The 22,754-nt window shown below is 45.4% G+C and carries 23 protein-coding genes; 16 read left to right on the top strand and 7 right to left on the bottom strand.

All coding sequences use genetic code 11. The features are described 5' to 3' along the window. The first annotated feature begins 283 nt into the window (after positions 1–283). The 5 genes from Q0785_RS05540 (at position 284) to pepF (ending at position 6,250) form a co-directional block, all read left to right on the top strand. Positions 284–1,492 (top strand): putative glycoside hydrolase, encoded by a 1,209-nt coding sequence (locus tag Q0785_RS05540; protein ID WP_298826749.1) that lies wholly within the window; start codon positions 284–286, stop codon positions 1,490–1,492. Positions 1,493–1,919: 427 nt separating this feature from the next. Next, positions 1,920–2,315, top strand: coding sequence for a transcriptional regulator SpxA (gene spxA, locus Q0785_RS05535; RefSeq protein WP_006829729.1), 396 nt, complete (start codon positions 1,920–1,922; stop codon positions 2,313–2,315). Positions 2,316–2,560: 245 nt separating this feature from the next. Beyond that, positions 2,561–3,217: an adaptor protein MecA gene (gene mecA / locus Q0785_RS05530; RefSeq protein ID WP_298826747.1), complete on the top strand. Its 657-nt coding sequence runs from the start codon at positions 2,561–2,563 to the stop codon at positions 3,215–3,217. A 72-nt stretch (positions 3,218–3,289) separates the two neighbouring features. After that, positions 3,290–4,396: a competence protein CoiA family protein gene (locus Q0785_RS05525; RefSeq protein WP_298826744.1), complete on the top strand. Its 1,107-nt coding sequence runs from the start codon at positions 3,290–3,292 to the stop codon at positions 4,394–4,396. A gap of 45 nt (positions 4,397–4,441) precedes the next feature. After that, entirely contained in the window at positions 4,442–6,250 is a 1,809-nt protein-coding gene (gene pepF, locus Q0785_RS05520; protein ID WP_298826741.1) for an oligoendopeptidase F, read from the top strand. Between the two features lie 669 nt (positions 6,251–6,919). On the opposite strand, the gene Q0785_RS05515 is transcribed toward pepF, so the two are convergent. From Q0785_RS05515 to Q0785_RS05505, 3 genes are all read right to left on the bottom strand, one after another. Then, positions 6,920–7,717 carry a ClpXP adapter SpxH family protein gene (locus Q0785_RS05515; RefSeq protein WP_223633903.1) on the bottom strand — a complete coding sequence of 266 codons (798 nt, stop codon included), beginning with the start codon at positions 7,715–7,717 and terminating at the stop codon, positions 6,920–6,922. Then, entirely contained in the window at positions 7,714–8,112 is a 399-nt protein-coding gene (locus Q0785_RS05510) for a globin (RefSeq protein WP_223633900.1), read from the bottom strand. The genes Q0785_RS05515 and Q0785_RS05510 overlap by 4 nt, the downstream gene beginning before the upstream one ends. Before the next feature lie 102 nt (positions 8,113–8,214). Next, a complete protein-coding gene (locus Q0785_RS05505) occupies positions 8,215–8,805 on the bottom strand; it encodes a CYTH domain-containing protein (RefSeq protein ID WP_298826734.1) in 591 nt (196 codons plus the stop codon). A gap of 111 nt (positions 8,806–8,916) precedes the next feature. On the opposite strand from Q0785_RS05505, the gene Q0785_RS05500 reads away from it, so the two are divergent. From Q0785_RS05500 to Q0785_RS05485, 4 genes are read left to right on the top strand one after another with little or no spacing between them, the layout of a single operon-like run. Then, entirely contained in the window at positions 8,917–9,306 is a 390-nt protein-coding gene (locus tag Q0785_RS05500) for a hypothetical protein (RefSeq protein WP_298826732.1), read from the top strand. Positions 9,307–9,327: 21 nt separating this feature from the next. After that, entirely contained in the window at positions 9,328–10,005 is a 678-nt protein-coding gene (locus Q0785_RS05495) for a GTP pyrophosphokinase family protein (RefSeq protein WP_223633893.1), read from the top strand. After that, positions 10,002–10,808, top strand: coding sequence for an NAD kinase (locus tag Q0785_RS05490; protein WP_223633891.1), 807 nt, complete (start codon positions 10,002–10,004; stop codon positions 10,806–10,808). Before Q0785_RS05495 ends, Q0785_RS05490 begins: the two co-directional genes overlap by 4 nt. A gap of 5 nt (positions 10,809–10,813) precedes the next feature. Continuing rightward, on the top strand, positions 10,814–11,689 hold the full coding sequence (locus tag Q0785_RS05485; RefSeq protein ID WP_298826725.1) for an RluA family pseudouridine synthase: 876 nt from the start codon (positions 10,814–10,816) through the stop codon (positions 11,687–11,689). Here the strand turns inward: Q0785_RS05485 and prpE are convergent. Continuing rightward, positions 11,686–12,423 (bottom strand): bis(5'-nucleosyl)-tetraphosphatase PrpE, encoded by a 738-nt coding sequence (prpE, locus tag Q0785_RS05480; RefSeq protein ID WP_298826722.1) that lies wholly within the window; start codon positions 12,421–12,423, stop codon positions 11,686–11,688. The two genes, Q0785_RS05485 and prpE, sit on opposite strands and share 4 nt — an antisense overlap. 101 nt (positions 12,424–12,524) lie before the next feature. Between prpE and mgtE the strand changes: the two genes are divergently transcribed. After that, positions 12,525–13,895 (top strand): magnesium transporter, encoded by a 1,371-nt coding sequence (gene mgtE, locus Q0785_RS05475; protein WP_298826719.1) that lies wholly within the window; start codon positions 12,525–12,527, stop codon positions 13,893–13,895. Positions 13,896–13,974: 79 nt separating this feature from the next. Continuing rightward, positions 13,975–14,745: an enoyl-ACP reductase FabI gene (gene fabI, locus Q0785_RS05470; RefSeq protein ID WP_223633880.1), complete on the top strand. Its 771-nt coding sequence runs from the start codon at positions 13,975–13,977 to the stop codon at positions 14,743–14,745. A gap of 58 nt (positions 14,746–14,803) precedes the next feature. Here fabI and Q0785_RS05465 read toward each other — a convergent pair whose 3' ends face one another. From Q0785_RS05465 to Q0785_RS05455, 3 genes are all read right to left on the bottom strand, one after another. Next, entirely contained in the window at positions 14,804–15,238 is a 435-nt protein-coding gene (locus Q0785_RS05465) for a GNAT family N-acetyltransferase (RefSeq protein WP_223633877.1), read from the bottom strand. Further along, positions 15,239–15,757: a YjcG family protein gene (locus tag Q0785_RS05460; protein ID WP_298826710.1), complete on the bottom strand. Its 519-nt coding sequence runs from the start codon at positions 15,755–15,757 to the stop codon at positions 15,239–15,241. Between the two features lie 73 nt (positions 15,758–15,830). After that, complete coding sequence (locus Q0785_RS05455; protein ID WP_223633873.1) at positions 15,831–16,553, bottom strand: alpha/beta hydrolase-fold protein; 723 nt, start codon at positions 16,551–16,553, stop codon at positions 15,831–15,833. 104 nt (positions 16,554–16,657) lie between these two features. On the opposite strand from Q0785_RS05455, the gene Q0785_RS05450 reads away from it, so the two are divergent. The 5 genes from Q0785_RS05450 to Q0785_RS05430 all read left to right on the top strand — a co-directional run bounded on the left by Q0785_RS05450 (position 16,658) and on the right by Q0785_RS05430 (position 22,742). Further along, positions 16,658–17,242, top strand: coding sequence for a phosphatidylglycerophosphatase A (locus tag Q0785_RS05450; protein WP_298826703.1), 585 nt, complete (start codon positions 16,658–16,660; stop codon positions 17,240–17,242). A gap of 125 nt (positions 17,243–17,367) precedes the next feature. Then, positions 17,368–18,354 carry a TAXI family TRAP transporter solute-binding subunit gene (locus Q0785_RS05445; RefSeq protein ID WP_298826700.1) on the top strand — a complete coding sequence of 329 codons (987 nt, stop codon included), beginning with the start codon at positions 17,368–17,370 and terminating at the stop codon, positions 18,352–18,354. A gap of 78 nt (positions 18,355–18,432) precedes the next feature. After that, positions 18,433–18,957 carry a DUF1850 domain-containing protein gene (locus Q0785_RS05440; protein ID WP_298826697.1) on the top strand — a complete coding sequence of 175 codons (525 nt, stop codon included), beginning with the start codon at positions 18,433–18,435 and terminating at the stop codon, positions 18,955–18,957. Next, positions 18,947–20,980 carry a TRAP transporter permease gene (locus Q0785_RS05435; protein WP_298826694.1) on the top strand — a complete coding sequence of 678 codons (2,034 nt, stop codon included), beginning with the start codon at positions 18,947–18,949 and terminating at the stop codon, positions 20,978–20,980. The genes Q0785_RS05440 and Q0785_RS05435 overlap by 11 nt, the downstream gene beginning before the upstream one ends. A 502-nt stretch (positions 20,981–21,482) precedes the next feature. Beyond that, positions 21,483–22,742: a UV damage repair protein UvrX gene (locus Q0785_RS05430; RefSeq protein WP_298826691.1), complete on the top strand. Its 1,260-nt coding sequence runs from the start codon at positions 21,483–21,485 to the stop codon at positions 22,740–22,742. Positions 22,743–22,754: the final 12 nt, after the last annotated feature.

Below are 22,754 nucleotides of genomic sequence, written 5' to 3'. Positions count from 1 at the left end.
TCTTTTTTTAGGTTGAATAAGGTCTTGGCCGCGAGTCGAAATCTGTTTATCCTCGCTTGTTGAATGGCAGCCAAAACTATTTCGCACCCTTATGATTTTCTTATTTCAATTAGTCAGATAAATGATAGAATGGAAGAACGATGAATGATGAAAAAACACCGTCAAGGAGCTTCTCGAACCACTTTGAGGGTTGATAATCAAATCGGGCTTTTATAGTCACTACCCCTTCTCCTAGTCGGAGGAGTGGTTTGGCTATTAGAGCAGGATAAAGGGGTGCAGTGGAATGGTGAAACCGTGGAAATTGGCAGCGATTTGTGCAGTAAGCTTTAGTTTGGTGAGTGCTGGAAATGGTTATGCAGCCGAAGAGGACAAGGCACCGGATTTTACACCGCGGGCTTATCATACAGTTGAACTTGACTCGAAGGTTTTGGCGTCTTCACAATTATTTAAATTTGACTCAGGTCTCAACTTCAATTATCCGGATGCAGTCCGTGGAATTTTTGTGACAGCGCATTCTGCCGGAGGAGAACGGTTCGATTCGTTGATCAACCTTATTGATCAAACAGAACTGAATGCTATGGTCATCGATATAAAAGAAGATGTTGGCCACCTGACATACATACCTGAAGAAGGATCGGCCTTGGCAGAGCTAAATATCGGCCGATCTTTCATAAAGGACCCAAGAGCAATGTTGGAGAAATTAGAAGAAAAAGAGATTTACCCGATTGCTCGTGTCGTGGTTTTTAAAGACACTGTATTGGCGGAACAAAATCCGGAGTTGACGTTTATGGACGGAGACCAGGTATGGAAAAACAATCGTGGAGATGCATTTGTCAATCCATTTTTGCAAGAGGTATGGGATCATAATGTTCAAGTTGCCATCGAAGCAGCGAAGCTCGGGTTCAAGGAAATCCAATTTGACTACGTCCGCTTTCCAGAAGGCTTCGAACACCGTGCGGATGATTTAAGCTATTCACTCGGCGACTATGCAGAGTCCGATGTTGATCCTGTACAGAAAAGAGTGGAAGCGGTAACTGATTTTGTGGCATATGCTAGAGAACAATTAGAGCCTTATGGAGTGGAAGTCTCTGTCGACATTTTCGGCTATGCTGCCACTTTGCCGGAAGCACCTGGCATTGGCCAGAACTTTTCCAAAATCTCTGAAAATGTAGATGTTATTTCATCCATGATCTATCCAAGCCATTGGACTTCTTATTTTGGAATTGCCAAACCGGATTTGGAACCCTATAATCTGGTAGCTGAGTATGCGAAGGTGGAGAATCAGGTCTTGGCTGCTTTAGACAATCCGCCAGTTTCACGGCCGTGGCTCCAGGATTTTACAGCCAGTTACCTGGGGTCAGGCAATTACATGCGGTATGGTAAAGCGGAAGTGGAAGCACAGATCAAAGCTTTGAATGATCAGGGCATAGAGGAGTTTCTTCTATGGAACGCCGGCAATTCTTATACAGAGGGCGTAGACTATACGCCTTGATTGCTTTTCAAAGAATGCACTATAGTGAAGGCTTGGGGAATATCCAATAATCGGTGCAGCCATTGAAAATAATTCATCTGTTTATATTGTTGTTCATTATGAAACTATTTTGATTCTGAAACGTAGTATATAAGTGTACTAACTATTTTCAAACAGAAGAAGTAACTGAGAATAATTAATTTTAGTTTGGAAGTTTACGACAGATGATAAAGGGGTAAATTGAGAATGTATAGCTATAAAAGTATAAAGAATATATAGCTAATATGTGACAAAAAGCTCGTTTTCTAAATTTTTTATTGAGATACACTATTAAATTGATCCCATACATTGTATAATGAATGTAGAGCCTCTAAACTATAATGATTCTAATTTGAGAAAAAGTACTACACCAAGTTTTCATGAATCCGAAAGGAAGTGCTCCACTATGATGGTTACATTATTTACTTCTCCAAGCTGTACATCTTGCAGAAAAGCAAAAGCTTGGCTTGAGGAACACGAAATTCCATATACAGAACGCAATATTTTCTCTGAACCACTGACAATCAGTGAAATTAAAGAAATTTTACGTATGACTGAAGACGGCACAGATGAAATCATCTCTACCCGTTCTAAAATATTCCAAAAATTGAATGTAGATGTTGAAAGTTTACCGCTTCAGCGTTTATATGAGTTAATCCAGGAGCATCCAGGATTGCTGCGCCGTCCGATTATTATGGACGAAAAACGCCTGCAGGTGGGCTACAACGAAGATGAAATCCGCCGCTTCCTACCACGTAAAGTTAGAGCATACCAATTGCTTGAAGCTCAGCGAATGGTCAACTAACAATAAGTACACTAGCTGTCCGGTCTTTATGGTATTTCATAAGAGATCCTGGGACAGCTTTTCTTTATCTTAAATTAGTTGCATAAATCACTTAAGTGAATTAGACTCTATGTACTTGTAACTTGTCTTAGGGGATAGGCATAAACTTTTTCTTTATCTATGAAAGAAGTTATACTTGTTTAAAGTAATACAGCACGGCTCTGAGGAATGTTCTCTTAGTCCAAACCGTAAAGGAGAGGTGTAAAATGGAAATAGAACGTATCAACGACAACACAGTTAAATTTTACATTTCCTATCTCGACGTTGAAGAGCGAGGGTTTAGCCGTGACGAAATCTGGTTTAACAGAGATAAGAGCGAAGAGCTTTTTTGGGAAATGATGGATGAAGTCAATGAAGAAGCCGATTTCGTAATGGAAGGTCCACTTTGGATCCAAGTCCAGGCGATGGATAAAGGTCTTGAAGTAACCGTAACACGTGCTCAATTAACTAAAGATGGGCAAAAGCTTGATTTGCCTGATGATATAGAAGAACGCCGCAAAATGTTTGCAAGTGAAGATGCGGTTACACCGGAGTTTGATGAATTTGAACCGGTCTTTGATGAACCTGACGTTAAGAAACTTGAATATACATTTGTCTTTTCGGAAGTGGAGGAACTGTTGCCGATTGCACGGCGCTTAATGTACGTGCCGATTGAATCAGCTGTCTACCATTTCGAGGACAAGTATTATCTTTACACAAGTTTTGATGAGATTCTTCATTCAGAAGAAGACATCAAAAACAATGTCAGCATCATCACTGAATATTTACGTATGTCACCTGTCACTGTTCACCGTCTTGAAGAATACGGCAACTGTATTTTCAAAGAAGACGCGCTCTCAAATGTCCTGCATTATTTTGGATGAGATCTCCTTTATGGGAGGTCTTTTTTTTTATTGCTAAAACTCCTTTCCTTCCATAGAATGGAAGAAAGGAGAGTGATCTATATATTAGTTGCCAAAACGAAGCAACAGGAATTGTTTTATTTAACCGGAAAGTATGCACGAAAGGAACTTCTTGAAATTCGTTCGCGCGAACAATTTTTCTGTCCTTCCTGCCAAGCTCCGCTGCTTTTGAAAATCGGAGAAATCAACATCCCTCATTTCGCACATAAAAGCCTTTCAGACTGCGATTATTTCAGCGAACCTGAATCCCCTTTACATCTACACGGAAAACTTCTTCTTTATCATTTCTTCCAACAACTAGACCACCACGTTGAATTAGAGAAACATCTATCAGCGATCCGGCAGCGCGCAGACCTTTTGGTCGACGGGCGTTATGCGATTGAGTTCCAATGCAGCACCATTCCAGCCACGCAGCTTAACCAGCGCTCTGAAGGCTATCGGTTGCTTGGTGTGAATCCAATCTGGATAAAAGGCTTAAAACAGCCTTGCCGTGAAGAAATTGGGATCGTGCATTTGAAATCCTTTGAAATTGCGATGCGGCAGGAGAGCGGTCCGATTTCCTTCATCCTTTTATTCCATCCACCAGGGGACCGGTTTTATTATCATTCGAATTTGTTTTATATCAGCCCGAATCGCTGGGCGGGAAAAACAAAATCGATTCAGTCAACTAGGCAGGTTTTTCCCTTTGCGATTCCAAAACGTCTGACCAAAGAAGAGTTCAGGAGCGTGATGGGAATTTTTCAGAATGTAAAGCGCCGGTATATCAGGAGTCAGCTGTACGCAGAAAATCGGATCAAAAATAGTTTTTGCCGACTGTGTTATGAATTGCGGATAGATGTAGGGAATGTGCCTGATTTTTTTGGGATTCCGATGCTGGGCGCTGAATGTATGAAGTCTCCAGCGGTAGTGTGGCAATTGCAGACTGTCGCCGCTTGGGAGAAAGGAATCTCGATGGAAGTGCTGGCCGCTTCCGGAAGAGTGCCCCTAACCAATCCGGGTGTAACAGGCCAGGCAGCGTCGCTCATGACAGAGTATCTAACGCTGTATTTGTCTTTCGCAAATCGGGATTCGACCGATTCGAAGGTTTTGGACAGCGCTTATGATATCTATTGCAAAAACTTGAGAAAATTGAGAAAATAAGGTGTAGTTCGTTTCCCGAAAGAACGGGACAGAGGAGGAAGCTAAATGGTTAACAAAGTATTGACGAGAGAAGAAGTTCCAACAGAATTGACTTGGAGATTAGAAGATATATTTGAAACCGATGAGCTTTGGGAAAAAGAGTTCGTTGAAGTCGCTGCTTTAGGAGATCAAGCGGAATCGTATCAAGGGAAACTGCAAGAAAGTGCTGAAGCTCTTTATAAGGTACTGGTGTATAAAGATGAGTTGACGGAGCGCATGAGACGTCTATATACGTATTCGCATATGCGCTACGATCAGGACACCACCAATTCGAAATACCAGGCGATGGACAGCCGGATTAAGTCATTATTTGCGAAAGTATCAGCTGGCTTGTCATTCCTGACGCCTGAAATTCTCGCTTTGGAGGAATCCGTGCTGAATGACTACGTAGCCAATCATGAAGGCTTGAGCTTATACAAACAGGCGCTCGAGGAATTGAATTCACTGCGTCCGCATGTTTTGCCTGCAGAGCAGGAATCGCTGCTTGCTCAAATGTCTGAAGTGAGCAGAGCCTCTTCAGAGACATTCGGAATGCTGAACAATGCAGATCTTGAATTTCCGGAAATAGAAGATGAATCAGGGGAAAAAGTGCAGATTACACATGGCAACTATATCCGGTTCCTTGAAAGCAAAGATCGCCGGGTACGCGAAGATGCATTTAAAGCAGTTTATGCAACCTACGGCAAATTCCGCAACACGTTTGCTTCTACTTTATCAGGCAATATCAAACGCGATAATGTCGAAGCGCGTATCCGGAAGTTTGATTCTGCCCGCCAGGCGGCTTTAGCTGATGACCATATTCCGGAAGCAGTGTACGATAACCTGGTGGAGACCGTCAACAATAACCTCCACCTATTGCACCGTTATGCAGCACTGCGCAAAGAAGTGCTGGGAATCGACAAGGTTCACATGTGGGATTTGCATACACCTTTAGTCAAAGAAGTGAAAATGGAGATTCCATATGAAAAAGCCACGGGCATCATGCTTAAAGGGCTTGGAGCACTCGGAGAGGAATATGTAGGAATCGTCAAAGAAGGCATCGACAACCGCTGGGTGGACGTGAAAGAGAACAAAGGAAAGCGCAGTGGAGCTTACTCTTCCGGTGCGTACGGAACTAATCCGTATATCCTGATGAATTGGCAGGACAATGTAGATAACCTGTTTACACTGGCGCATGAATTCGGCCATAGTGTCCATAGTTACTATACGCGTGCAAACCAGCCGTACGTCTACGGAGATTACTCGATTTTCGTAGCGGAAGTGGCTTCGACGACCAATGAAGCTCTGCTGAACGAATACATGGTGAAGTCCACAGAAGACGATCAGGAACGCATTTACTTGTTGAATCATTGGCTTGATGGATTCCGAGGAACCGTATTCCGCCAGACCATGTTTGCCGAATTCGAACACCTGATGCACAAAATGGATCAGGACGGGGAAGCGTTGACAGCCGATCGCTTAACTGAAGTCTATTATGAATTGAACCAAAAATACTTTGGACCGGACGTGGCAGTCGATGAAGAAATCGGTTTAGAGTGGGCGCGGATTCCACATTTCTATTATAATTATTACGTCTTCCAATACGCCACAGGATTCAGTGCGGCTACAGCGTTGAGCAAAGGGATCCTTGAAGAAGGCCAGCCTGCTGTAGATCGTTATATCAATGAATTCCTGAAAGCGGGAAGCTCGGACTATCCGATCGAAGTGCTGAAAAAAGCGGGTGTCGATATGACGCAGTCAGAAGCTGTTGAAGAAGCCTGTAAAGTTTTCGAACAAAAGTTAAATGAACTTGAAAAGTTATTGTTGAATAAATAAAATGAGGGCAGAAGCTGATTTTATAGATCAGCTTCTGTTATTTAGTTATTTTGAAATAACTAAAAAGAAAATGAAGATAGCAAAAATAAGCTTAATTATGACGAATTTGTGAAAGTCCTTGTGAATTATTGCATTAACTATTATCCCGTGATAAGATTACGTTGTGAAATAAATCACATACAAACATACACCCCTTTGTTTGAGCGTGAACATTTCTCCCATCCCCTTTGTGTAATATAGAAAGGCGCCTTCCGGACGTGGAAGGCGCCTTTCGCTTTGGGAAGAGAAAAGCGGAAGTGCCCGTTTAGAACCGACAGGCTTAAGGCAGTTTGCCGAAGCGGCGTTTTGTGCCGCACAGGCAAATTGACTTAAGACCCCGAGGTTCTGGGCGCTGTAGCTGAACAACAAGAAAAGCGCAGGTGCCCATGTAGCTCTGCCGGGCATAAGACAGACCGGCAGTGTGGCGCTCTTTGCCACGCAGCTGGGTTGGCTTATGACTCAAAGAGCTGGGCGCCCAAAAAAGTGCAAGTGTCCACTTTTAAGTCTAAACCCAAGTTCAAACCAAATACTTTCCACTGGAAGCGAATTACTTTCCAAAACTCTTAAAATACTTTCCAAAGTTAAATCTGAGCGAAAAAAATAACCTGTCTCCCACAAAGGGGAGGCAGGTTATTTTACTTTCCATAAAGTTTCTTTCGGCATGCAGATGCGTTCCAGCTTTTGTTGAAGAACTTGTTTCTTAAGCTCGCATTCTGCAGTCTGTTCGGAAATATTGTATATAGAAGCAATTTCTTTGGTTGCCATGGTCGAAAATTTTGTGAAGAGATCATCTAAAGGAGGTGGGGTTTGCCGATTCAAGCTTTCTTCCCCCATCATTTCCTGTAAAATCGTTTGATACACATCGTATGAATAAAGTCCGGATATTTTGACGCCTTCATCTTCAATGCATTCGTTGAAGAATACAATGCTGGGGACTTCAGTGATTTCCATCTCACGGGTAATCTGTAAATCGCATTGAAAAGCTTTTGCGGTATGTACAGAATGAAAATCCGTTTTGAATTCTTCCTGATCCAGCTCTGCTTCCTCCGCAATTTCCAACAAGACACTGTAAGAAGAGACGTCCTTTGACTGAAGGAATAGATGCTCCTGTAATTTGTGCAGGAAGCGGTTTCCAGATCGTTTTCCCTGAAGTTCTGCAGCTTTGATGGCAACAGAAGGCAATACAGGGTGAGTTAAGTTATCGGTATCGATATTAGCTGAAAGCGTTGCTTTGTTTAAGTTGAATAATTGTGTGCTCAATACGATGCGCATGGAAAAATAATGGCCGTATTCAATCTGTAGCTTCCGGATGACAGCCTGAAGCTCCCAGCATTCCGGGTTCAAAGGATCTACAAAAACATACAGTTCCATTGGTTTGAAAGAATTCGCAGGCTCACGAATTTCTTGAGCCAGGTCCAGGTTGCTCACTCCAACTCCTCCTCACTGTCAGACGCATTGATCATATGATGTGCAGTTAAAACAAGCCGATTGTATAAAGTCTCACGGAATTTTCCGCTCAACCCCACTTCGTCCATTGCTTCACTCATACACTCAAGCCAAGCCTGAGCTCTAGCAGGTGTAATAGCGAATGGATTATGTCTTGCCTTTAATCTCGGATGTCCATGTTCTTCTGAATAAATATTCGGTCCACCTAAATATTGGGTTAGGAATTGTTTTTGTTTACGGGCGGTTTCTGAAAGATCATTTGGGAAAATAGGCTGCAGCTTTGGATGTGCCGCTACGCGCGCATAAAATGCATCGACTAACTGTGATAATCTCTCCGCACCAATTTCTTCGTACGGAATAATCGGTTTTCCAGTCATCATCGTGTCTCCTTTGCTTTAGCTGTAAATTCATTCTAACAACGCAGCTTGAATATCTCAACCAAATCGATTGTGAAGTTTACAAAATTTAGGGTTTCAAAACTATTGACCGGCAGGACGTGGAGTAGCTGAATCCATGAAGCGCGCAATTTTCTTTCGTGCTGGACGTTCGGGAATCCCTTGCTGCTGCAGGAAATTCAAGAAATATTCATGGCCGGTTTCAGCGTCTGCCACTTCGAATTCCAGCTCGAAATCTTCATGGCCATTGTATTCGGAATGGTCGATCACCAAAAGGCCACCGAGATATTCGAATTCCACACGGTGTGTGGTCAAGGTTCCGATCGGCTTCAATGCAGTCAGCGGTATTTCAAGTTCTCGAAGGGCCACAGATACTTCGGTTGCTTCAAAGGTTTCCAGTTCAAGCATCCGGCGTGCCTGCTCTTTGGTCAATTTATCGGTGATTTCATAATGTCCGACTGGAGCAGGAATTTTCAAGGTGCATTCAAAGCGGCCGCTTTTATTGCGGATCCGCAAGGCACTGAGCTGCTCTTTCAGCCGGAAATCAGCGGTATCGAAATAATGGTTGTGCTGGGTGATGGGGCCGTCATGGAGAGCGGCGAAATCTTTCAGCAAACGTTTATACTCTTCTTTGGTCAACATGTTCTTAAATTCGATTTCGAGTTCTTTTGTCATAGTGAACACCTCTCTGTTAACTTCATTATCGGATAGTTTAGTGCAAACTGCAACGAATGGCAGAGCTGTGTTAAAATATCATTATCAAGAAGCCAGAAAGGAAGTATTGATTTGCATAAATTAGTGGCAGTAAACAGAACTGAAATCAATGGCGATAAAATTGAATTCTTCATCGAAGAAACTGAACCGGCCGAAGCAATTGAAGCATCTGGCCAAATGTTGACGGATTCCGACAATCAGGCGTTTGTCTATTTGTTGGATACGGGTACAGAATATATATATGTTCAATTTGATATACATACATGGCCAGCGATGACCAAGGCGCTGCAGCTGAAAAAAGTTCCGCTTCTTACGTGGGGCAAGCAAGTCATGCCCTTGGCGGATTTCCACGAAGAGCTATGGATGCTGGTGGAAAATATAGAAGGCAACGACAATTACGGCGAAGCTTTCCGTACCGCTGTAGAACAAGCATTTCATGAGGCACTTGCTTCACGATCTTGAAAGAAGTGAGGAGGACCGGAAATGGGTCAATGGAATCGATTTTTAGCACCATATAAACAGGCAGTGGATGAATTGAAGGTTAAATTTAAAGGGATGCGGAGCCAGTTTGAGAATGGGAATACAAATTCACCGATCGAGTTCGTGACCGGGCGCGTCAAACCTTTAGCGAGCATCTACGACAAAACCCTGGAAAAAGGCATTCCGTTTGAGCCTTCCGAAGAGCTTGCCCATCAATTGCAGGACATTGCCGGAATTCGGATGATGTGCCAGTTTGTCGGGGATATTGAAACCGTAGTCGGCCTGTTGCGGCAGCGCAAAGATTTGCGGATTGTGGAAGAAAAAGATTATATCTCCCAGGAAAAACAGAGCGGCTATCGCTCTTACCACGTGATTGTGGAATACCCGGTCCAAACCATCAATGGTGAGCAGTTGATTTTGGCGGAAATCCAGATCCGTACACTGGCTATGAATTTCTGGGCATCGATTGAGCATTCCTTGAATTACAAATATAAAGGTGTTTTTCCGGAAGAGATAAAGAATCGGTTACAGCGTGCAGCGGAAGCCGCATTCCAATTGGATGAGGAAATGTCCCAGATTCGGGATGAAATTCAGGAAGCGCAAGCTTATTTCACCGAATTCAAGGAATCACCCGGAACACATTTCCGAGCCGATAGAGAGGGAGGTCGATCAGAAAGATGAAATTTTATATTATATCGAGAAGCGACAAATTATCCAACAAGTTGATGGCCACTGCCAGGGATTACCTGGAGGATTTCGGAATGGAGTGGAATGAGGAGTCGCCGGATGTCGTCCTGTCGATTGGGGGAGACGGTACCTTGCTTCACGCCTTCCATAAATACAGCGAAAAACTCGCGGATGTCGCCTTTGTCGGGATACATACAGGCCATCTTGGCTTTTATGCCGATTGGAAGCCGATTGAAATTGAAAAGCTGGTTTTATCGATTGCCAAAAAAGAATTTGAAGTGATCGAATATCCCTTGCTGGAAGTCAGTATCCATTATCAGAACCTGGACGAGCCGGCTGTTTATCTGGCGTTGAACGAATCGACAGTGAAGTCTCCGGATGTCACATTGGTCATGGATGTCTTTTTGAACGAAAGTCATTTTGAACGCTTTAGAGGAGACGGCCTGTGCATGTCCACTCCTTCGGGGAGCACGGCCTACAATAAGGCGCTTGGCGGCGCCATCATCCACCCTTCACTTCAAGCGATGCAATTGACGGAGATGGCTTCCATCAATAACCGGGTTTTCCGTACAGTTGGATCACCGCTGGTTCTGCCTGGCCATCACCGTTGTGCATTACGCCCGGTGAAAGCACCTGACTTCATGGTCACGGTCGATCATCTGCAGCTGCTCCATAAAGATGTGAAATCAATCGAATACAAAGTGGCCAGCGAAAAAGTTCGGTTTGCAAGATTCCGTTCATTCCCATTCTGGCAGCGTGTCCATGATTCCTTTATCGACAGCGAGCTTTCAGATTGAACGCCATGAAACCTTTTCAACTGACGTATACTGCTGACGCCCAGAGCCTGCTCCGTGAAGCATTGGGGCAGTGGGGCATCTCCAAACGAACACTCGCTTCCGTAAAATACGGAGGCGGACAGATTTTAGTGAACGGTGCAGAAGTAACGGTCAGGCATGCCTTGGAAAAAGGTGATGCTGTGACCGTTATTTTTCCGAATGAAGAACATGGAAAAGGACTTGTGGCAGAAGACGGACAACTGGACATCGTCTATGAGGATGAGGCACTGCTGATCGTTGAAAAACCGCCTCTGCAAAATACGATCCCCTCCCGTGAACATCCTTTCGGCAGTCTGGCCAATATCGTTGCCAAGCATTTCAATGACCATGGCATTCCGTCGACTCTGCATATCGCGACCCGGTTGGACCGGGATACATCCGGGCTTGTATGTATCGCAAAAAACCGCCATATCCATCATATGATCTCCATGCAGCAGCAGGAGAAAAAGATGAAACGGCGGTATGAAGCGCTGGTGCATGGACAAATAGGCAAAGACGAATTTACCATAACCGCACCCATCGGACGGAAGAATCAGAGCATCATTGAACGGGAAGTCCGCAACGATGGCCAATTTGCAGAAACAGAAGTCCGTGTGCTCCGGCGACTGGAAGGCTACTCGCATATCAACCTGCAATTGAATACCGGCAGAACCCATCAGATCCGTGTCCATTTAGCCCATATCGGCCATCCATTGGTAGGGGACGATTTGTATGGCGGCAAGAGGGACCTATTGGAACGCCAGGCGCTCCATTGTACGGAATTGGAATTGTTCCACCCGGTTTCAGGAGACAAACTGTTCTTCAGCTCTTCATTGAATAAAGATATGCAGTCGCTCATTTAACTGTAGATGTGAAAGCGGTCGGGTTGATACGGCTGCAGGGAAGGGACAGAAACGATTTCTTTTTCAGGAAAGCGGAAAGCCGTCAAGGAACCGCCGAACACACAGCCGGTATCGATATTGACGGTGCGGTTGACGAAATAAGGTTCGGCTGTCGGTGTATGGCCATACACCACCCATTTTTGTCCTCTATAGGACTTGGCCCAATCCCGTCGGACAGGACGGCCATCAGCATGGAATCTTCCGGTGATGTCGCCATACAGGACAAATACTGCGATGCCTTTGCTGAGCGGTTTGCCGATCATTTCGGCTTTCAAGCCGGCATGGGCGACAATCAGGTCATTTTCAAGCTGTTGATAATGCGGCAGCTGTTCATAGAAATGGATATAGCGTTTTCGGAATTGCTGCCTTTCCGGTTTATGCAGCTGCTGCCATTCATCTACAGTCACCTCCAAGCCATGTGTCAGCTGGACATCGTTCCCTTTAAAGTAACGGAAAAGTTTATTGCAATGATTTCCAGGGGAATAGTAGAGGATGCCTGCGTCCTGCAACGCAAACAATAATCTCAGGACATTGAGGGACTCAGGGCCACGGTCCATGGCATCGCCGACAAAAGCAAGTTTCCGGTTTTCCGGATGGATGAACACATCGCCTTGCTTTTCGTAGCCTAAACGGGCAATGAGCTGCAGCAGCTCCTGATAGCAGCCGTGAATATCCCCGATAATATCGTATTTCATTTTACACACCTCTTTGTTTTGGAGTTTACTATACATAAGCATGGTGTAGCGTATAGACTACTATAGCAAGCAGAGAGAATCTTCGAAAGGAGGGAGTATACATGATGGAAGAAAAAGTAGTACGTGATGAAGAATTGAATGATGCATTGTTTACTGAATTGCTTATACGCGGAGATGTAAAAGAATTCCGCGATGAGTTTTTATCGCACCATCCATACGACCAGGCAAGTTTTTATGAAAAGGCGGATTCGGAGACCAGGCAATTGCTTTATCAGTATCTCTCTCCTAAAGAGATGGCGGATATTTTTGAAGCTATTGAATTGGATGATGATGACTACGAAGATCTCTTCCAAGAGATGGACGCGCGTTACGCCTCCGATCTATTATCCTATATGTATACGGATGACGCGGTCGATGTCTTAAACGAACTGAATAAAGAACAGGTCGCCAGTTACTTGACGATCATGGACAAAGAGTCTGCGCAGCAAATCAAGGACTTGCTGCATTACGAAGAGTATACTGCCGGTTCCATTATGACCACGGAATTTGTGGCGATACCGAAAAATTCAACGGTCCGGTCTGCGATGAATATTCTTCGCAATGCGGCTCCGAATGCGGAAACCATTTACTATGTTTTTGTCATCGATGACGATAAAAAACTGTCTGGCATCGTGACATTGCGTGACTTGATCCTTGCAGAAGAAGACACGCTGATCAAATCGATTATGAATGACCGTGTTGTCAGCGTCTCTGTCAGTGAAGATCAGGAAGAAGTGGCACGGATGATCAAGGATTACGATTTCCTGGCCTTGCCGGTTGTCGATTTCCAGCATCATCTGCTCGGCATCATCACGGTCGATGACATCATTGACGTGCTGGAAGAAGAAGCATCGGACGATTACTCCAAACTGGCAGCCGTTTCTGATATGGATACGTTTGACAAAGGATCGTTCACTGCGGCAAAAAAACGTTTGCCGTGGTTGATCCTGTTGACTTTCCTCGGCATGCTGACCGCCAATTTGATGGGAATGTTCGAAGCGACACTGGATCAGGTGGCCTTGCTTGCTGTCTTTATTCCGCTGATTGCCGGAATGGCCGGAAACAGTGGTACCCAGGCTTTGGCTGTAGCAGTTCGAGGAATCGCAACAGGCGATATCGAAGAGCAAAGCAAAATGAAGCTGTTGTTCCGGGAAGCCGGGACGGGGCTGATTACCGGTATTGTCTGCGGTATTGTCGTCGTTGGTCTGGTTTACTTCTGGAAAGGCGAATTGCTGATCGGCGTATTGGTCGGAACGGCTGTTTCAAGTTCCATTTTTGTAGCAACATTGGCCGGTTCGTTCATCCCATTATTGATCCACCGGATGAAAATCGACCCCGCTGTTGCTTCAGGCCCTTTTATCACCACTTTAAACGATATCATTTCGATTTTGATTTATTTAGGCTTAGCGACTACGTTCCTGAGCAGCCTCTAGAAAAGTGCGAATTGCACTTTTCTTTTTTGTGATGTATTATTAGTACCAGGTAATAATAACAGACGCAGGAGGAATGGACATGTCAATATCATTAAAAGGAAAGACTTTCGTCATTATGGGAGTAGCCAACAAGCGGAGCATTGCTTGGGGGATCGCACGTTCTTTGGATCAATCGGGTGCAAACCTGATTTTTACGTATGCAGGTGAACGTTTTGAAAAATCTGTCCGCGATTTGGTAGCGACGCTCGATGGCAACCACGAACTGATTTTGCCGTGTGACGTGACGAACGACGAAGCTGTAGCGGAATGCTTTACAGCCATTAAAGAGCAGGTGGGAACCATCCACGGACTGGCACATTGCATCGCCTTTGCGAAGAACGAGGAATTGGCCGGTGATTTTTCGGATACATCAAGAGACGGGTTCCTATTGGCACAAAATATCAGCGCCTATTCATTGACCAATATCGCGAAAAATGCAAAGCCATTGATGACAGAAGGCGGCAGTATTGTAGCGTTGACGTATATCGGCGGCGAACGCGTAATGCCGAATTACAATGTCATGGGTGTAGCAAAAGCTTCTCTCGAAATGTCGGTTCGTTACTTGGCGGCAGATCTTGGAAGACTCGGCATCCGGGTCAATGCGATTTCTTCGGGTCCGATACGTACCCTATCATCAAAAGGGGTCAGCGATTTCAATTCAATCCTGCATGAAATCGAAGAAAAAGCACCATTGCGCCGCAATACCACTCCTGAAGAAGTGGGCGATACGGCTGCTTTCCTTTTCAGTGACATGTCGCGCGGCATCACAGGCGAAACCATCCATGTAGACAGCGGATACCACATCCTTTAAAAACACCAAAAAGCAGATCAGCCGATTTATCGGTTGATCTGCTTTTTGATTTAGACTATTATCCGGCAACGACTTTCTCCATCGATTTGTGGGGAATACCGGCGTCCATGAATTCATCGGATGTGATTTCATAGCCAAGCTTTTCATAGAAGGCAAGTGCATGGGTCTGGGCATTCAATTTCAGTCTGAATAGCCCATGTGCTCGTGCATATTCTTCCATCTCGTTCATCATCATGACTCCGATCTGTTGTCCACGGTATTCGGAAAGTACGCATACGCGCTCAACTTTGCCAAGTCCTGACTCCACTTCACGGATGCGTCCGGCAGCAATTGGCTGCGCAAGCTGATAGCCGACGAAATGGATTGCGCTGTCATCGTATTCATCCATTTCAATGTGGATCGGAACTTGCTGTTCCTCTACAAAAACTTTTCTGCGGACATCGAAAGCCTGTTCTTTTTCTAATTGGTTTTCAGCAATTTTTACTTTCAGCACTTACTGATCATCTCCAGTTAATCGGAATGTCTCGTACACGGTCCATGAACCATCTTCCAATTGATAGAGCAGGTGTATACGGTCAATGATTTCTTCATGTTCGATGCCGGCCATTTTTAGTTGGCCATAAACATCGGCGTGTTCTGTATCGGACAACTTCTGTCCAATGGTGATGTGGGGTACGAAAGAATGTTTCGGCATACCGCCGAAGAAATCTGAATGCAGGTCTTCGTGCAAGTCAGTAATTTCAGCATTCGGTTCCACTTTGAAGTACAGGGTATTGGTAACCGGAGAAAACGTGCTGACACGCGTAGCGTGCAATTTGAACGGTTTTTGTCGCTTGGCGATATTCTGCATTTCTGCTGCCACATCTTTTATTTTAGATGCATCCGCCTCAAATGGATCTTTCAATGTCATATGAGGGGTAATCAGTTCATAATGCGGATCATAACGTTTCCGGTACGAATTGGCGAGATCCTGCAATTTTTTTGAAGGAAAAGCTGCAACTCCATATTTCATCCTAACGACCTCCTTGTCTGTAATAACCATTTCTATCCTAGTGCCAATTATGCCCTGGAGCACCACGCAGCCTCTACATGCCGAAGTTCTGAATCAATGCACGCCGCAAATCGGGCTGCCAATGTCTCCAAGTGTGGTCTCCTTCAAATTCTTCATAAAAGATCGAAAACCCTTTATTTTTCATTAAATTATTTAATTTCCGGTTTGGTCCGACAAAATCCTCGGTTCCGCCGTTGCTTAGTTTGACAGCTGTTTCTTCCTTTCCGATGACGTGATAAACGGTAAAGGAATTGGCTGATTTAAATGCTTCCACTGCTGTAAGCATTTCATCTCCCACTTTAGGTGATTGCAGGATGACGCGGCCGAAAATGTTAGGATATTTCAAAGCAGCCATTAAAGACACGGTCGCTGCAAGCGAATCCCCGATTAATGCACGGCCCATGCCTACTTGATAGGTCGGGTATTTTTCGTCCAGGAAGGGAACCAGTTCATGCGCCAGAAAACGCAGATAGGCACCATGCTGTTCGCCGGTCGGTTCGTATTTTTTGTTCCGGTCAGCTACGCTTTTGTAAGGAACACCGATCACGATGATGTTTTCGATTTCCTGATTTTCCAATAGCTCATCCACCACTCGTGGAATTCGCCCCAGTTGAAAATAGTCTTTGCCGTCAGAAGCGATGACCAGCGTATATTTATATAAGGGCGAGAAATTGGAAGGAAGATAGACAAGCAATTGCATGTCTTCTTGAAGTTCCTTGCTGTAGATGGATAAATCTTCTACCTTTCCAGTAGTCATTGATAGGCCTCCTCTAGGGTTTTGTAAGAAAATTGTACCATAATGAATCGACAAGGTATAATGGGAAAAGAACACCAATTATATAGAGGGAAGGGGTTTTTGATATGGATGGCGGAAGATTTCGAGTACACTCAGACGACGTGACAAAAGCAACGCACGAAGCACTGGAGCGCAGAGGAGTCACCAATGAAGACATAGCCAAAATTGTCCTGGATATGCAGCTGCCTTTCAATGAGGGGCTGAAGATTGAACATTGCATGGAATCGGTCGAAAGTGTTTTGCGTAAACGCGAAATGCAGCACGCCCTTCTGGTAGGGATTGAATTGGATGAATTGGCAGAGCAGGGGAAATTATCCCGACCGCTCCAACAGATCGTGGGATCGGATGAAGGGCTCTTCGGGGTCGATGAAATGATCGGGCTGGGAGCAGTTTTAACATACGGCAGCATCGCCGTGACCACATTTGGCCACTTGGACAAAAACAAAACAGGCATTATCCATAACCTGGATACAAAATACGGCGGCCAGGTCCATACATTCCTCGATGATTTAGTAGCAAGCGTCGCGGCGTGTGCATCCGCCCGCATTGCCCACCGGACACGTGATCTTGAAGAGCAGGGCAGAACATTTGAAGATCTCGCTCCAGAAGACACGACTCCCGAAACCCATGTAGAAGGCGCTGAAACGTGAGGAGTTATCTAAATGTTCCCGCTGTAAGCGCTTGTATTTACTGAAATGCATTGAAACTAGTAAGAAAGACATGCTATTATGAAGGTGGAACATGGAATACTATTTGAAAAAAGGGAGGTCACTTTATGTTGAAAAAGAAATTTGGTTTATTTGCTGCTGTAACTCTTGCAGGATCTGTATTTTTGGCAGGTTGCGGAGATGATGCAGCTACTACAGAACCCGAAGGAGAAGGCGAAGGCGGGGCTTCTGATCCTGAATTCCTCAGCATCCTGACAGGCGGAACGACAGGAACTTATTATCCACTTGGCGGCGCAATGGCGACGATCATTGAAAACGAAACAGGCTTGGATACCACGGCTGAAGTTTCGCAGGCTTCTGCTGCGAACATGACGGCACTTGCCGATGGCGCTGCACAGATCGCATTCGTGCAGACGGATACAGCTTTCTATGCTGCTGAAGGATCGAACATGTTCGAAGGCGAAGTGATCGATACTGTTTCTGCAATCGGTGCACTTTATCCGGAGACGATTCAATTGGTTACGACTGCGGATTCCGGTATTGCTTCTTTTGATGACTTGGCAGGCAAAAGCATCTCTGTCGGTGCTCCTGGATCCGGGACTTATATTAACGCTGAACAATTATTGGAAATCCACGGTATGACAATGGAAGATATCGATGCACAGAACCTTGACTTCGGTGAGTCGCAGGAAAGTCTGCAATCAGGCCAGATTGACGCGGCATTCATCACTGCAGGAACTCCGACTGGCGCAGTCGAAAGCCTTGGAGCTACTTCAGACGTTGTCATTGTCCCTGTAGAGCAGGATAAAGCTGACGAACTGATCGAGAAATATCCATATTATGCCCATGACGTTGTACCATCCGGCATCTACGGCTTGACTGAGGAAGTTCCAACTGTCTCTGTTCTCGCGATGCTAGTGGTCCAGAACGACCTTTCGGAAGATCTTGTCTACGATATCACGAAAGCGATCTACGAAAACACAGATCAAATCCAGCATGCAAAAGCTGAATTTATCAAAGCTGAAACGGCTCTTGATGGAATCGGAATCGATATCCACCCAGGAGCTCAGAAGTATTTCGACGAAGTAAATTAATTGAATGAGCGATTAACTGACGGTAAAGCGTGAGCTCTGCCGTCAGTTCTTTGTTTTAAAGATGGAGGAGAATGGTCTATGCAGTTTCTCCGGATGCAGAAATTTCTTCCTTTACTGATTGCCCTCATCTTAATCGGCTCCTTAATCGCATTCTTCCCTTTCCATAAGCATTATGTATTTATCGATAATCAGACTGAAGAAACAGCGGCTTATCTACCGGTGGAAAGTCCGTATTTCCAAATAAGGTATACGCATTCAATCCATCTGTCGGAAGTCATCGAGAGCTACAAAGTAATGGAAAACAATGAGCTGATGATGACAGAGCTTGAATACGAAGATTTTAATATTGGCATGCCTTCAAATGCAGGAGAAGGAGAGACCTTTGTCGAAAAAGACGGGAAATACTTTATCAAGAACATGACAAGGAAAGTTCCTGAGTTCCGGCTGTTTGTAGGGGATGTTGATGCGGGATTGTCATTTGTTACAAAAGGGCACCAGATGGATTTGAAAAAAACGCTTGAAAGAGGTAAGTCGTATACTTTTCGGGTAGAGCGCTTATCCCTATTTCAACTAAGAAAAGGAGTGAGATTTGATGAGCGATAAGTTGCCTCCAGAAGAACGCGAACAGCAAAAGCTTCCACCAGAGGATGAATCCTACATCTCAGAAGAAAAACAGAAAGAAATCCTGCAAAGATATGATCCCGAATCCAATACACGGGATTTAAGCGGAATCATTAAACATGTGGTCTTTTTCGGATTATTGGCATTTGCTCTATTCCAGCTTTATACGGCAATTTTTGGTCAATACACCGCCTATATTCAGCGGTCGATTCACTTAGGATTTGCTTTATCCCTGATCTATCTATTATTCCCTGCCAGAAAACGTAAAGGAAACCGCCTTAAAGTTGCCTGGTACGATTATATCCTGGCCTTGCTGTCGATCGGCGTAGCTGCCTATTGGCCGATTATGTATGACGATTTGGTGTTCCGTCTGGGGCGGGTCACTGAATTGGACTTGATCGTCGGTGTTTTAGCGATCCTGCTGACACTTGAAGCGACAAGGCGTGCAGTGGGAATGCCGATTACGGTCATTGCCAGTTTGTTTTTGGCCTATTCCTTTTTCGGTCCTTATTTCCCAGGGTTCCTGCGCCATAGAGGACAAGATCTGGACTCAGTCGTTCAGTTGATGTTCTATACCACGGATGGAATATTGGGGACACCGATCGGCGTATCGGCGACTTTCATCTTCACCTTCCTGTTATTCGGCTCCTTCCTGGTGAAAACAGGAGTCGGACAGTACTTTAATGACTTGGCTGTATCCCTGGCCGGGAATTTAACGGGTGGACCGGCAAAGGTAGCTATTTTCTCAAGTGCCCTGCAGGGAACCATTTCCGGAAGTTCTGTTGCCAATGTTGTTACATCGGGTTCTTATACGATTCCGATGATGAAAAAATTAGGCTATAAAAAAGAATTTGCCGGCGGGGTGGAGGCGGCAGCTTCCACCGGCGGTCAGTTGATGCCACCGATTATGGGGGCAGCAGCCTTCCTGATGGTGGAATTTATCGGGGGAGTGACTTACTGGGAAATTGCCAAAGCAGCCGCAATACCGGCTCTTTTATATTTCACAGGGGTTTGGATCATGACCCATTTCGAAGCCAAGCGAATCGGCTTGAAGGGCCTTTCACCGGAAGAAATGCCGGACCGCAAGGAAGTCTTGAAAAAGATTTACCTGCTCCTGCCGATTGTTGCGATCATCTTCTTCCTGTTGATTGGTATTCCGACTATGCAAGCAGCGCTTTACGGGATTCTGCTGACGATTTTTGTCAGTGCTTTCAATAAAGAAACACGCTTGAATTTCAAAGACATCATCTTAGCATTGGTTGACGGTGCTCGGACTGCACTTGCTGTTGCAGCAGCAACAGCGGCAGCAGGGATCATCGTCGGGGTCGTTGTAAAGACCGGCCTTGGTTTAAGTTTGGCAAATGGACTGGTTTCCGCTTCAGGCGGAAATATCCTGCTGACCCTATTCTTCACGATGCTGGCAGCGATTGTCCTGGGTATGGGATCACCGACAACTGCCAACTATGTCATTACCTCTACGATAGCGGCACCAGCCATCATCACTTTGTTGATGATAGATGAGCCGGTTGGAGCAGCGGTACCGCTTGTGGTCGCTTTATCTGCCCATTTATTCGTATTTTACTTCGGAATCATCGCCGATATCACCCCTCCGGTTGCTTTAGCAGCATTTGCGGCTTCAGGAATCTCGGGTGGTGAGCCGATACGGACTGGTTTCATCGCGGCTAAACTGGCGATAGCAGCGTTCATCATTCCGTATATGTTCGTTTTGTCACCAGCCCTTCTGATGATCGACACGACCTGGCCTGAGCTGATTTGGGTATTAATCACCGCCATTACAGGCATGATTGCTATTGGCGCCGGATTGATCGGCTATTGGTACCGGAAGCTCAACTGGCTCGAGCGTGTCCTGACATTTGCAACCGGTTTGGCTTTGATTTATCCGGAAGGCTTGTCTGATACGATTGGCGCTGTCGCATTTGTGATTCTGTTCGGAATCCAATGGCTGGCACGCGATAAAAAACCTGCTAAAACAGCAGAAGCATAATTGAACACAAAACCGGCCGGGCATTAGCCCGGCCGGTTTTGTGTTTTTTTATCATAAGAAAAATATGAAAAAAACGAAAAAAGCCATCACCCGAAGGCGATGACTTTTTCAAAGCAAACTTTGTTCCTAAAGCTTGCAGTGGGTTTGGCACCCAATGATTCCTGCAGGGCGGAAACGGTTTCTGTCCTGTTTTCCGTTGCGCTGATAAGAACGATGGATGTCAAATCTCTTACTTGGACTATCATAATACGCGATCAGCCAAATGTAAAGTTGTTAGAAAATTCGTTGATTCAGGCTGCAATTCTTCTGTACAAACTGAAGGCCAACCATCCCCGGGTTGATTGAAGTGAAAACAGCAGAATAGCCTCGGAAAAGCGGATTCTGTTCCGCTTCGAACTAAATAAAACAAAGACCGGAATTTTTATTTTCGCAAAAAGGATTGCCGTTGTCATACTGGTGGTATAGAATAAGAACATACGTTCCCTTTAGGGAGGTGGCGACGATGAAGGGTCATGAACTGCCGGAACGCTCCATATTCTGTATCGACATGCGCGGATTTTATGCCAGTGTTTCTGCGGTCGAACTGGGATTGGATCCACTGGAAGTCTGTCTTGCGGTTGTCGGGAATCAGGAGCGGAAAGGAAGTGTGGTTTTAGCTGCTTCACCGATGATGAAAGAGCGTTTTGGTGTGAGGACCGGCACGCGGCTTTTTGAAATCCCCAATCATCCGGACATCTTGCTGATTGAACCGAAAATGAAGCTGTATTTGGAGAAGTCCATGGCCATCACTGAACTACTGGGGACTTATGTGCCAAAAGAGTCGATTCATATCTATAGTGTGGACGAAAGTTTCATTGAACTTACAGGCACTGAAAAGTTATGGGGATCGCCTGAACTCACCATGCGCCGCATCCAGCAGAAGTTGTTGGATAGCTTCAAACTGCCTTCCTCAGTCGGCGGAGGGCCAAACATGCTGATGGCGAAGCTGGCCCTGGATCTGGAAGCGAAGGAAACGGGTTTTGCCTATTGGACATATGCTGATGTGGCAGCGAAGTTATGGCCTGTTGCGCCTCTGCGGAGAATGTGGGGCATCGGATCACAAACAGAAAAGACCTTGAACAGCATGGGCATCTTTTGTGTGGGGGATTTGGCCAGTGCGGATGTCTCCCTGCTGGAAGAACGGTTCGGGATACTGGGCAATCAGCTGCACCAGCACGCGAATGGCATCGACTTATCGGATCTGGGGTCTCCTTTGATAGAGGGGCAGGTCAGTTATGGAAAAGGACAGATTCTGTATCAGGATTACATAGAAGAAAAAGACATCATGACGATCATTCTGGAAATGTGCGAAGACGTAGCGATGCGGACGCGCCAAGCCCGCCGTGCAGGGCGGACCATACATTTAGGTATCACATACAGCAAGACTGCTTTCGGTGGGGGCTTTTCCCGCTCGCGCTCTATTGAAGAAGCGACAAATGACACCTTGATGATTTATCAGGTCTGCCAGGCGATTTTCAGAGAACATTTCCAGCACAAACCCGTCCGGCAGATTTCATTGTCCATCAGCAACTTGGAAGAAGAATCATCGATGCAGTTAAGCCTTTTTGATGAACGGAAGTTCGAAAACAGAAGTCTTGGAACAGCCATGGACAACATACGGAAAAAGTACGGCTATTCGGCGATTTACCGGGGTATATCGGGTACACAGGCAGGCACAGCCATAGCGCGGACGAAACTGATCGGCGGGCACAATAAAGAGTAAGGGGAGTGGTCC

This window comes from uncultured Planococcus sp., from assembly GCF_947501725.1.
GTDB lineage: Bacteria > Bacillota > Bacilli > Bacillales_A > Planococcaceae > Planococcus > Planococcus donghaensis_C.
The sequence above is the reverse complement of the archived record's forward strand: the minus strand, read 5'-3'. Positions and strand labels throughout refer to the sequence as shown.

Coding starts and splice junctions, on each gene's coding strand:
- Q0785_RS05540 (WP_298826749.1), top strand. CDS start 284: ATGGTGAAACCGTGGAAATTGGCAGCGATTTGTGCAGTAAGCTTTAGT.
- spxA (WP_006829729.1), top strand. CDS start 1,920: ATGGTTACATTATTTACTTCTCCAAGCTGTACATCTTGCAGAAAAGCA.
- mecA (WP_298826747.1), top strand. CDS start 2,561: ATGGAAATAGAACGTATCAACGACAACACAGTTAAATTTTACATTTCC.
- pepF (WP_298826741.1), top strand. CDS start 4,442: ATGGTTAACAAAGTATTGACGAGAGAAGAAGTTCCAACAGAATTGACT.
- Q0785_RS05510 (WP_223633900.1), bottom strand. CDS start 8,112: ATGACTGGAAAACCGATTATTCCGTACGAAGAAATTGGTGCGGAGAGA.
- Q0785_RS05505 (WP_298826734.1), bottom strand. CDS start 8,805: ATGACAAAAGAACTCGAAATCGAATTTAAGAACATGTTGACCAAAGAA.
- Q0785_RS05495 (WP_223633893.1), top strand. CDS start 9,328: ATGGGTCAATGGAATCGATTTTTAGCACCATATAAACAGGCAGTGGAT.
- Q0785_RS05490 (WP_223633891.1), top strand. CDS start 10,002: ATGAAATTTTATATTATATCGAGAAGCGACAAATTATCCAACAAGTTG.
- Q0785_RS05485 (WP_298826725.1), top strand. CDS start 10,814: ATGAAACCTTTTCAACTGACGTATACTGCTGACGCCCAGAGCCTGCTC.
- prpE (WP_298826722.1), bottom strand. CDS start 12,423: ATGAAATACGATATTATCGGGGATATTCACGGCTGCTATCAGGAGCTG.
- mgtE (WP_298826719.1), top strand. CDS start 12,525: ATGATGGAAGAAAAAGTAGTACGTGATGAAGAATTGAATGATGCATTG.
- fabI (WP_223633880.1), top strand. CDS start 13,975: ATGTCAATATCATTAAAAGGAAAGACTTTCGTCATTATGGGAGTAGCC.
- Q0785_RS05460 (WP_298826710.1), bottom strand. CDS start 15,757: ATGAAATATGGAGTTGCAGCTTTTCCTTCAAAAAAATTGCAGGATCTC.
- Q0785_RS05455 (WP_223633873.1), bottom strand. CDS start 16,553: ATGACTACTGGAAAGGTAGAAGATTTATCCATCTACAGCAAGGAACTT.
- Q0785_RS05450 (WP_298826703.1), top strand. CDS start 16,658: ATGGATGGCGGAAGATTTCGAGTACACTCAGACGACGTGACAAAAGCA.
- Q0785_RS05445 (WP_298826700.1), top strand. CDS start 17,368: ATGTTGAAAAAGAAATTTGGTTTATTTGCTGCTGTAACTCTTGCAGGA.
- Q0785_RS05440 (WP_298826697.1), top strand. CDS start 18,433: ATGCAGTTTCTCCGGATGCAGAAATTTCTTCCTTTACTGATTGCCCTC.
- Q0785_RS05435 (WP_298826694.1), top strand. CDS start 18,947: ATGAGCGATAAGTTGCCTCCAGAAGAACGCGAACAGCAAAAGCTTCCA.
- Q0785_RS05430 (WP_298826691.1), top strand. CDS start 21,483: ATGAAGGGTCATGAACTGCCGGAACGCTCCATATTCTGTATCGACATG.